The organism is Phormidium sp. FACHB-1136 (assembly GCF_014697375.1).
GTDB lineage: Bacteria > Cyanobacteriota > Cyanobacteriia > Phormidesmidales > Phormidesmidaceae > Nodosilinea.
The window spans coordinates 1-9895 of sequence record NZ_JACJRS010000140.1 but is presented as its reverse complement, the minus strand read 5'-3'; the positions used below and the strand labels follow the sequence as shown (position 1 = coordinate 9895).

The window sequence follows — 9895 nt, the reverse complement described above, 5'->3', positions numbered from 1 at the left end:
TCAGGCGTACTACAACATCTCAATTCAGGCCGAATTTAGGCCAAGCACTTCTTGGCCCCTGAGACTCAAATCAAGACTATGAGATAGCAACTTGGCGCTAGAAAGGCGGATATAGTTCATAAAAACTAAATTGCCCCAAATCGCAGCTTCGCTACTTTAGGGCCGACTATGACCGCATCTGGTTCTCTAGGATCCAGTCCATACGATGTCAATTGCCCCCCTGGGAGGCGGCATAAAGATGTGTCAGGTAGTCAGGCCGTCACCTGTCTGGTCAAAGACCGAGATGTGCTGCTGACCTGCTTCGATTTCCCCGCTGAGCATTGGGCGCATATTCGCACTACCCATCCGATTGAGTCCACCTTTGCCACCATGCGACTCAGAACCGACCAGACCCGAGGCGGTGTCTCCAAGGACACCATCCTGGCACTGGTGTTCAAGTTGGTCGAAAGTGCCCAGAAAAGCTGGCTCAGAATTCGAGGCTTTAAATCCCTGGTCGATGTGATTGAAGGCGTTAAGTTCAACGATGGTATTCGGGTTGATGACAACACCGAGTTAACTCAACAGCAGGACGCCGCTTGATTTCCTGCCATACACCAGATTTGACTATATCTCCCCTCATCATGGCCTTGACCCTGCTGGTCTACAGTCTCGGCCAGCGCCAACTCAGAGCGCAACTCGCCCAAGCCAATGATACCGTGCTCGACCAAAAGCAACACCCCACCCGCACGCCCACCTTTCGCTGGATTTTGCAGAAGTTTCAGGCCATTCACTTGGTCTCTATCGGCTCATCCCAGCAGGTCAGCAACCTCTCGGATGAACGCTGCAAAATCATTCGCCTCATGGGCTTTCCGGCCTGCCGCTACTACCTCCTAAATTAACCCCTGTCAACCTGCGGAATGTCGGTTGTAGCCTGAGTCAGTTCAGACGGCTTTGACAGCTAGACCCAATGCTGTATAAGAGTTTTAGTCTTAACGACCAAAATTTTCCGCTGCTAAAACTAAGCCACATTGCAACTGCTGCGGACGGAGTACCGACGGTGGCAGCAAATAACAGGCCTGAATTAGGGGAGACTCTACCGGTGGGAAAGTACTGCGAGTCCTGTAGCTGCCCCGCCTCCGTTACTCGTCTTCATTGCCAATAGCCTTACTTACCACTCCAGTGAATGAGGCGCTTTTCAACTAGTAGAAACATCACATTAAGCGTGTAGCCTAACAATCCCGTAATCAAAATGGATGCATACATATCCTTGACATTCAGAATTTGCTGAGCGTCGATGATTCGCTTTCCTAGGCCCTCCTCGGTACCGATAAACATTTCAGCCACAATTACAATCACTAGAGCAATGCTGATACCACTCCGAAGACCGATGAAGGTTTGAGGTAAGCTCTCCATTAGTAATACATCTTTAAAGATTTGCCAAGGATTGGCTCCCATGACTTTTGCCGCTAAAATGCGTGATTGTTTAGCGTGCATTACTCCGTAGGCACTGTTGAATACAATCAGCAAAAATGCACTAAATGCCGCAATAATAATCTTAGACAGATTACTAATTCCAAAAAACAAAATAAACATGGGAATTAGAGCACTGGCAGGAGTAGATCGAAAGAAATCAATCAAAAACTCAACACTGCGGTAAAGTTTCTCGGAACTGCCTAGTAAGACTCCTAGGGGAACTCCAACAATTGCTGCGAGCAAAAAGGCGCTAAAAGTTCTTCCCACACTAGCGACCAGATCGGTCATCATGGTGCCAGTGGTCAAAGCCGTTAGCAGGGTGCTGAGTGTAGTCCAGGGCGTGGGCAGTAGCACTGGGTTAACCCAACCCGAAATGGCTACAAACCACCACAGACCAAACAACACTAATACCCCTACCAGGGGCAGTAGCCGATCAATCCATGGACGCCAGGAACGAGATTTAACCTGAGATTTAGGCGTTGATAGGGCAGTAGTCATTTACGCATCTCCTGACGAAAAATGTCTAAACAGTGGCGACTAACTTCAACAAATGGTTTAGAGGAAAGGGTGTCGAGAGTGCGAGGGCGCGGGGCATCAAAAGGCACCATTTCAACGAGATGGGTAGGCCGTTTACTGAGCAGCAAGATGGTATCAGCCAAAAAAACGGCCTCTTCCAGGTTATGGACTACCATAAACATGGGAATTTGCGTGGTCAGAAAAATTTCCTGGAGCTTATCACGCACAAATAGAGTTGTTTCAAAATCTAGGGCTGAGAACGGTTCATCTAGAAACAGCACTTCCGGTTCGGCGACCAACGCCCGCAAAATTGAAATAAGTTGCTGTTGCCCTCCCGAAAAGCTATAGGGATAGCGCTTGAGATCTAGGTTAATGTTGAAGGTACTAATTAGAGTAGCTACGCGCTCACGACACTCATCCTCTGGCACCCCTCTCACCCGCAAAGGATAGGCAATATTGTCGTAGGCACTAAGCCAGGGCAGCATGGCTTCTCGGTAGTTTTGGAAGACATAGCCAATACGTGCCCGTCGAATCGGTTTGTCGTGAATTAAAATTTCACCGCTATCAAAGGGGGTGAGACCACTAATCATATTAATGAGGGTCGATTTTCCACACCCATTAGGGCCAAACACAGAAACTAATTGATTGCGGGGCAAATCCAGATCAAAGTTTTCGTAGAGAACCGCATCACCAAAGGACTTGCATAGTCCTTTGATAGAAATAAAATGCTCCGGTGGTGCAACGGTCTGGGGCCTAGGCTGATCTAGCATCATGGGTGAAATCCGACTGAGTAGGGCACAGGTTAATGTGTAAGTGTTGGATGCGTCACGGTCGAAGCTAACGCATCCAACACACGATTTTGCCGACTTCCTTAGGCAGGTTTGTATAGTAAAGCCGCTACATCCACCGAACGTGAAAAGATTTCTTGCTCGGTCATAAAGTCGAAGAACTTCTGGAAGTAGGCAATATCCTCTGGCGAAAATTCGTCGTACATGGTGTAGCCCACCAACGGTACTTTATCCACCAGTTCTCCTTCAATGGCGGTGTAGCCGACCAGATATTGACGCGCTTCGTCAGGGTTATCGCGAATATCTTGCACGGCCCGACGGTAGGCTTCTGCATAGAGAGCGCTGGTTTCGGGGTACTGTTCAATAAATTTGCTGCTAAGAACCGCCGATCCGCCAAACCAGGGCGCTTGCGGATCACCCAAAATATACTTAGAAACCACCCCATTTTCTAGAACGCGGGTAATGCCCTTGAGGGTGCCCACGGTGCCAGTTGGTTCTAGGGTATAGGCGGCATCAATTTGGCCCGACTCAATGGCGGCAACGTGCTGGCTAATCTCTAACTGCTGCACCTGGGGTTGCTCGACCCCGGCGGCTCGCAAAATCGCTTCGGCGATGGCTAAATTTTGAGCACCAGGCCCCGTCGCAAAAGATTTTCCCTTCAAATCTTGAATCGATTGAATGCCTGTATTTTTCCCGACAATCACCTGATCAAGGGCGTAGTCTACATTGCTGGGGTTAGCGGTTAAAATTCTAAATAACCCTGGGGAAGTAATTTCAGCGAGTCCTAAAACTCCACTGGCAACACCATTCCCCGTGCCCTGGAGGCGACCCGCAATTAATGCCTCGGCAACCTGGTTAGGGTTCGCAAACCGAACGGCTTCTACCTCTAACCCAGCTTCCTGAAAGTAGCCTTTTTCCACTGCTACAAACAAGGGCAAGCCCGAGGCTACTGGCCAAAAGCCCATCATAATTTTGCCCGGTGTTTCGCTGCTGCCACCGTTCTGAGCCGTTTGATTCGGCTGAGCACAGGCGTGGGCCGCTACCGCCAAGCCCGCCCCAACCCCAATCTGAAGCAAATGCCGCCGCCGTATACCCATAGTCCCTCCACATTTTCAAGAAAGTAGGCTAAAATGTATCAAAGGCTACAGAAAGTTAGTTTTCTGTTTTAAAGAAGCCCCTTTTGGGCTCCCTAATCGCTACAACTTGGGAGATCAAAGTACAGGGCAAACTGGGAGGTTTTTAGGGATAAATAGTGAAGGAATCGGGGAGATTATTAAGACTTCCTAACTTACGGCTTGAAGGTTTTGAATTGGGCTTGTCGGCATCGAGTTCTACCCAATCCGAGTGAGGGAACACCGAGTCCTAACCAGAAACCTCCAGGCATGTGGTTTCCTCGCCCGTTGGCTACCAGGGGCAATAGGACGGCTTTAGGCGTCATCCATGAGCCGATAGCCCAAGCCATGAACGGTTTCGATGAATGTTTTTGGGGCACCGGCGGCCTTAAGTTTGGCCCGCAGATTCTTGATGTAGGTTTTGATGGTGTCGTCGCTGGGGGCTTCTTGCCAAGTCCACAAGCTTTCGGCAATGGTGGCTCGACTTAAGACCCGCCGCCCGTGGCGCAGCAGGGCCTCAAGTAGGGCAAATTCTTTGGGAGTAAGGTGAATGGGAGTGCGGAGATAGTGGACTTCGTAGCTGCTGGGGTTAAGGCTGAGGTCGCCCCAGCGCAATACGGGGGTAGGGGTGCTGCTTCCTCGCCGTAGCAAAGCCCGAATTTGAGCTAGTAGTTCTTGTAGGTCAAAGGGTTTGACCATGTAGGCATCGGCCCCAGCGTCTAAGCCCATGACCTTGTCGAAGCTAGTATCACGAGCGGTGAGCATGAGAATGGGGTTGCTGTAGCCCTGATCACGCAGGCGTTGGCACAAGCCGATGCCATCCAGCCTGGGCAGGGTAATATCCATGACAACCAGGTCGTAGGTGGTGCCCTGCACCCATTGCCAGCCGACTTCGCCATCTTCGGCCCTATCGACAACATAGCGTTGGGCCGTTAACGCCTCAGCCAGAGAGTCGGCCAATTGTCTATCGTCTTCGACCAGTAGAATTCGCATAGGTTAAGGGACCGTGGCTTGGTCATTGTCCCATCTACACCATGATGATCGTAGTTGACAATCGCTCTGACCATTGCAATTAGGATTACCATGGCATGGACGCGGCCCCACCCTGAGCCAAAAATGCTCGGCTTAACTTGGAGCGTTCGCCTTCGACCTAGCTCCACAGGCTTGGCTTACAATGGCCTGAACGCTGATTCCCACAGAGGCTGAGTCACCTCCCCCTAGCGTCACAACAAGACTATGGCAAAGCTGTCGATCAGCCATCCCCTGGTGCTCGTCCTTACCCTGGGGGTGGGGGTCGGGTTATCGGTGGTGGCCGCGTTGTTTGTGAACCACTGGCAAATTTCCACCCAGCAGAGTCGGTTTCAGCGACACATTGACAACCTGGCTACGGCCCTGCAACGGAGCCTCAACCGCTATACCGATGTGCTGGCCTTTTTAAGCGACTACTACCAGGTCAGCGATGGACAGGTCAGTCGGATCGAGTTTGAACGGTTCGCGGCACGATCTCTGCAACTCTATCCCGGCATTCAGGCCCTAGAGTGGGCACCGCTGGTCTCCCACGCGGATCGATCCGCCTTTGAGCAACAGATACAGCAGCAAGGCTACCCTAGCTTTCAAGTTACCGAGTTAGGGCCAGACTATACCCTAGTGGCCGCCGCCAAACGGCCCTACTACATTCCGGTCACCTACATTGCTCCCCTAGAAGGCAACGAGGTGGCCTTTGGCTTCGACCTGCGCTCTAACCCGGCCCGCACCACCGCCATTGAATTCGCCCGCGATCAGGGCACCGTTACCACCACCAGTCCCATTCGCCTAGTGCAGGAACAGCGCGACCAGTATGGCTTTTTAGTCTTGTTGCCGCTCTACCAATCGGGTACTCTGCCTACTGACCTCGCCAGCCGCCGCCAGCAGTTTGAGGGCTTTTTGCTGGGGGTGTTTCGGGTTGCCGATGTGGTGGAAGAGTCGTTGCAAGACTTGCAGTACGACATTGACTTTGTGCTGTATGACCAAGGAATGCAGTACGACCAGGACAGCCCTACCCCAGAATTTTTAGGCTATTACGACTCGATACAAAAGCAAGTGCTCACCCAGGGATCCCCACCGTTGCAGCCCCTAGACCACAATCAACGACACGCTGTAGCCCAAACCCTGTGCCCCTTACCCGACTCCTGCACCCACACCCTTTCTGTGGGCAATCGTCAATGGCAGGTGAGCTTTGTACCCTCGCCCAGCTATACCTTTAGCCCTGCCTACGGCACCGCCATTACCCTGTTGGTGGGGCTGTTGCTGACCGGAAGTCTAGTGTCGTTGCTCTACAACCTGAACCGGGAGCTGGTGGGAGCCAAGCGCCTGAGCGAACTGAAACTGAGGTTTTTCTCGATGGCCTCCCACGAACTGCGCACTCCCCTGAGCACCATTTTGCTGTCGGCAGAGTCGCTGCAACTGCACCACCAAGACTGGAGCGAAGACCAAAAGCGGGCCAACATTCAGCGCATTGGCCGAACCGCCAAACGCATGGGCCAACAAATTACCGATATGCTGACCCTAACCCGTTCTGAGGTAGGCAAGTTAGACTTTAATCCCGAACTGGTAGCAGTAGAGCCGTTTTGCCGCCAAATCCTAACCGACCTAGAGGCTAGCTCCCCCTCCCGCATCACCCTTCAAGGGCTAGATCCGTCCGTCAAAGCCTTTTGGGATAAGGCCCTGGTGCGATCGCTGCTGACGAATCTTGTCACCAATGCGCTTCAATATTCTCCGGCCCCCAGCCCCGTTACCGTAACCCTGCAAACCCAAGCCGACCAGATGGTGATCACGGTTTCTGATCGTGGGCGAGGTATCCCCACCAACGAACGTCAGGCTATCCAAGAAGCTTTTATCCGAGGCAGCAATGTGGGCGATATTCCTGGCACAGGCTTAGGTTTGGCCGTGGTTAATACCAGTGTCACCATCCACCGGGGACACTGGGTCATTGACAGCATCGAAGGAGAGGGAACGACCGTTACCGTTACCCTACCGTTGGAGTAATCCCCCATTGATGGCAGGCTCAACCTAGCACACGTCAACACTGGGGTAACCTAGCATTATGGGATTTAGGAATGTGAAGGGAAGCTTAAGACCGTCTTTTAGAGAAGTCAAGTAATTAATGGTGTAAAACAGCCGAAATAGCTTACTTTTGCTCAGTATCACGGATCGCTAACCAACTCATCTGGCCAAACCATTCCCGTTTGAGGTATTGCTGCTTGCTCCTAAGCTGATGTGCATCTGAATTGCATGTTAGCTTTCTCTGAAGCCCTTGCCATAAGGCTTTTGGGGCAATCTAGCTAATGTATTTTAGATGACTAACAGCTTATTGCAGCCCGAAGGCTAATTAGGACAGGATTGAAGTGGCCCCCTCAAACTGGACAGGGAGCTAAGCTCTGAACGACTCAAACAATGATAGGAGTAGTTCATGAGTACAAACGCAAGCAATACAGCCCAGCCTTCAAGGCTAAAGTGGCCCTAGATGCAGTTCGAGGGGAGAAGACAGTCTCTGAGTTGGCCAGTGGGTACAGTCTGCACCCCACGGTGATCAACACCTGGAAACGCCAACTGCTCGAAGGTGCCAGTGACCTGTTTGAGGGTAATCGAAAACCGCCAGTCGCCGCCGCTCATCAAGCCCAAATCAATGAACTCTATCGCCAGATTGGGCCGTTGAAGGTGGAACGCGATTTTTTAGCCCATCGGTCGGCACAACTCGGTCTGAGCAGCGACAAACCCTGGTAGTGCGCGACCATGAGCATCTGAGCATTGTCCGGCAATGTGAGTGGTTAGAACTGTCTAACCACTTGGGGCCACTTCATACGAACCATTTCAGCGGGGGACGGCGGCACAGAGAGATCGACGATGGGAAATCGATAATAGGTGGCAGAGTCGATCAGCGCCTCGTAGGGTAGGAGTTCCCCGTCCTCGGTTAAGTCCACAAATGCCGTACTCCCGCCGCTAGGATAGCTTGAACCTTGGCCGCAGAGGAGGCACCATCTTTCGTTTGATAAACTGATAGCAGGAATAGCCCTGGTGGAGTAGGCAACGTGGGTGGCTTGCCATGTCATACTCGCGAGTGTTGTAGCGCAGAAGGACTATTTTTGGTGGATGGGTATCTAGGTGAGTCGGTGAATGGTGAAAGGTAATGGTACAAGCCGTCTCCCAATTCATGAGTTTTCAGGAGTTTCTGGCATGGAAGCCGGAAACTGGGCGGTACGAACTGCACGATGGGGTGATCGTTGAGATGCAGCCGACTGGCCCCCATGAGCAAGTGGTCGGTTTGTTGAACCGCAAACTGAATGCCCTGCTCGACCAGGAAGACCTGAATTATTTCATTCCTAACACCGCGCTGGTGCAGCCCCTAGGGTTTGAGACAGGCTATAAGCCCGATGTGCTGATGGTAGACCGGGCGGCCCTAGCCCATGAGCCTCTGTGGGAGCGGAAATCGGTGGTTACGTTGGGGCGTTCGGTGAAGCTGGTGGTGGAGGTAACTTCGACCAACTGGCCCGATGACTATGCCCGCAAGTTTGAAGACTATGAGGCGATGGGCATTGCCGAGTATTGGATTGTGGACTACCGAGGGCTGGGGGGACGGCGCTACATTGGCACCCCCAAGCAGCCGACGATTACGGTGTGTCAATTGGTGGAGGGGGGGTATCGGACTCAGCTTTTTCGACGGGGAGAGCAGGTGGTGTCGCCAGGGTTTCCAAATTTGAGGTTAATGGCAGATCAAATTTTTGTCGCCGGGGATTAAACGACGAACAAAAACGCGAAGCCCGAACGAAGGGGACGCAGTACGGCAGCAACCCTCATAGGGTTGCCTGTCCTGACCCCAGATCGAAAACGTCCTTCATCGATTGGACTATCTAGGATTAATCTCAATTCTCCACCCAAATGGGCCTAGCGTAAAACTCGCCGTCACCGGGTTCTAGCTGAAAACCACCCAACAGCAGCCCTAACCAAACCTGCACCAGGGGCCAGTCTAGCTGAGCCTGGAGATGGCGCAATTCGATGGCCTCTGGGTGGGCCTCAAACCAAGCCCAGATCTGTTCCACCCAAGCGCCCACGGATTCATCGTAGGCGACGATAGCCTGCTGGGCAGCCTCCATTTCATCCACCATCGCCAGCAGGGTGGCCTTGTCTACGGTGGCCACCACCGAGTCTTCCTCGTGAACCGACTCAGCCTTGATGCGCTGCCGAGTTGGCGGCGCAACCATATCCTCGGTGTCGAGCTGCTGACTGGAGCGCACCAATCCCCTGAGCCAGTCTTGGGCCAGCGTCGGATCTTCAGGATCATAGACCGCTTGCCATTGCTCGAATAGGGCTTCTGCCTTGGCCTGGTGCAGGGTCGCCAATCGTTCAATCGCCTGCCAAAGCTGACCTAGGTTCGTGGTCTCTGGGTCAACCAAGGCGGCATCAAAGGCTGTCTCTAAGGTTGAGGGTGTCATCACGTCACCGTCACCACCAGTTCAGGCCCAGCGGTTGGATCAGATCCCCGCAAGGGACAGCCCTTAATCGGGCATTCGGTTGGCTCTAGGCGAATTTCAGCCTCGAACTGATGAATCTGGGGATAGCGCTGATGGATTTCATCGAGCACCTGTACCAGGTATTGCTTCAGCCGCCGCCCCGTCATGCCTGCACAGTGCATGGGTCGCACGGCCAGCAGTTGTTGGTCGCCCTGCCATACACCAGATTTGACTATATCTCCAAAAGGACAGTCATACACCAAGTCGAGCAAGGCCCTATCCCCAGGGTAATCGCATCTTAATCGAGTGCTCGTATTGATAGGCTAAGGGGTAAAAATCAACAGGTTATAGCGCGTCGACTTAGGCCTACGGCCCCGTCATGGTCGAATATTTGAGCTGATTGCCTCCCAACGAAATCGGTTGTCTTTATCTCAGCGTGGCCCTCTGGTTGGCTGTCACGCCTTATCCACCCCACTGGCTGCCAGGATTTTGAGCAAAAAGTTATTGTCCATTGCGGCGGTGTAGCGCTTCATCTTCAAAC

11 protein-coding genes and 1 pseudogene are annotated in these 9895 nt (G+C 52.5%); 5 read left to right on the top strand and 7 right to left on the bottom strand.

The window, feature by feature from the left end; genetic code table 11:
* Positions 1-252 precede the first annotated feature (252 nt).
* Both H6G62_RS24490 and H6G62_RS24485 read left to right on the top strand, forming a co-directional pair.
* Positions 253-579, top strand: a pseudogene (locus tag H6G62_RS24490) (transposase); the annotation flags it as partial.
* 20 nt (positions 580-599) lie between these two features.
* The gene (locus tag H6G62_RS24485) at positions 600-878 is read left to right on the top strand and encodes a hypothetical protein (protein WP_190500092.1); all 279 of its coding nucleotides are present in this window, start codon (positions 600-602) and stop codon (positions 876-878) included.
* Between the two features lie 265 nt (positions 879-1143).
* Here H6G62_RS24485 and H6G62_RS24480 read toward each other — a convergent pair whose 3' ends face one another.
* The 4 genes from H6G62_RS24480 to H6G62_RS24465 all read right to left on the bottom strand — a co-directional run bounded on the left by H6G62_RS24480 (position 1144) and on the right by H6G62_RS24465 (position 4861).
* Positions 1144-1950 carry an ABC transporter permease gene (locus tag H6G62_RS24480; protein ID WP_190500090.1) on the bottom strand — a complete coding sequence of 269 codons (807 nt, stop codon included), beginning with the start codon at positions 1948-1950 and terminating at the stop codon, positions 1144-1146.
* Positions 1947-2741, bottom strand: a complete 795-nt coding sequence (locus tag H6G62_RS24475; protein ID WP_199325216.1) for an ABC transporter ATP-binding protein — start codon at positions 2739-2741, stop codon at positions 1947-1949. The genes H6G62_RS24480 and H6G62_RS24475 overlap by 4 nt, the downstream gene beginning before the upstream one ends.
* A 98-nt stretch (positions 2742-2839) precedes the next feature.
* Positions 2840-3853: an ABC transporter substrate-binding protein gene (locus tag H6G62_RS24470; protein ID WP_190500088.1), complete on the bottom strand. Its 1014-nt coding sequence runs from the start codon at positions 3851-3853 to the stop codon at positions 2840-2842.
* 330 nt (positions 3854-4183) lie between these two features.
* Entirely contained in the window at positions 4184-4861 is a 678-nt protein-coding gene (locus H6G62_RS24465; RefSeq protein WP_190500086.1) for a response regulator transcription factor, read from the bottom strand.
* A gap of 243 nt (positions 4862-5104) precedes the next feature.
* Here H6G62_RS24465 and H6G62_RS24460 point away from each other — a divergent pair, with 243 nt between their 5' ends.
* Both H6G62_RS24460 and H6G62_RS24455 read left to right on the top strand, forming a co-directional pair.
* On the top strand, positions 5105-6892 hold the full coding sequence (locus H6G62_RS24460; RefSeq protein ID WP_190500084.1) for a CHASE domain-containing protein: 1788 nt from the start codon (positions 5105-5107) through the stop codon (positions 6890-6892).
* 408 nt (positions 6893-7300) lie between these two features.
* On the top strand, positions 7301-7630 hold the full coding sequence (locus H6G62_RS24455; protein WP_190500082.1) for a transposase: 330 nt from the start codon (positions 7301-7303) through the stop codon (positions 7628-7630).
* A gap of 44 nt (positions 7631-7674) precedes the next feature.
* Here the strand turns inward: H6G62_RS24455 and H6G62_RS24450 are convergent, their stop codons facing one another.
* On the bottom strand, positions 7675-7827 hold the full coding sequence (locus H6G62_RS24450; RefSeq protein ID WP_190500080.1) for a hypothetical protein: 153 nt from the start codon (positions 7825-7827) through the stop codon (positions 7675-7677).
* A 206-nt stretch (positions 7828-8033) separates the two neighbouring features.
* Here H6G62_RS24450 and H6G62_RS24445 point away from each other — a divergent pair, with 206 nt between their 5' ends.
* Positions 8034-8642: a Uma2 family endonuclease gene (locus H6G62_RS24445; RefSeq protein WP_190500078.1), complete on the top strand. Its 609-nt coding sequence runs from the start codon at positions 8034-8036 to the stop codon at positions 8640-8642.
* A gap of 124 nt (positions 8643-8766) precedes the next feature.
* On the opposite strand, the gene H6G62_RS24440 is transcribed toward H6G62_RS24445, so the two are convergent.
* Positions 8767-9336: a hypothetical protein gene (locus H6G62_RS24440; RefSeq protein ID WP_190500076.1), complete on the bottom strand. Its 570-nt coding sequence runs from the start codon at positions 9334-9336 to the stop codon at positions 8767-8769.
* The gene (locus H6G62_RS24435; protein WP_190500074.1) at positions 9336-9626 is read right to left on the bottom strand and encodes a hypothetical protein; all 291 of its coding nucleotides are present in this window, start codon (positions 9624-9626) and stop codon (positions 9336-9338) included. Before H6G62_RS24435 ends, H6G62_RS24440 begins: the two co-directional genes overlap by 1 nt.
* Between the last annotated feature and the right edge of the window lie 269 nt (positions 9627-9895).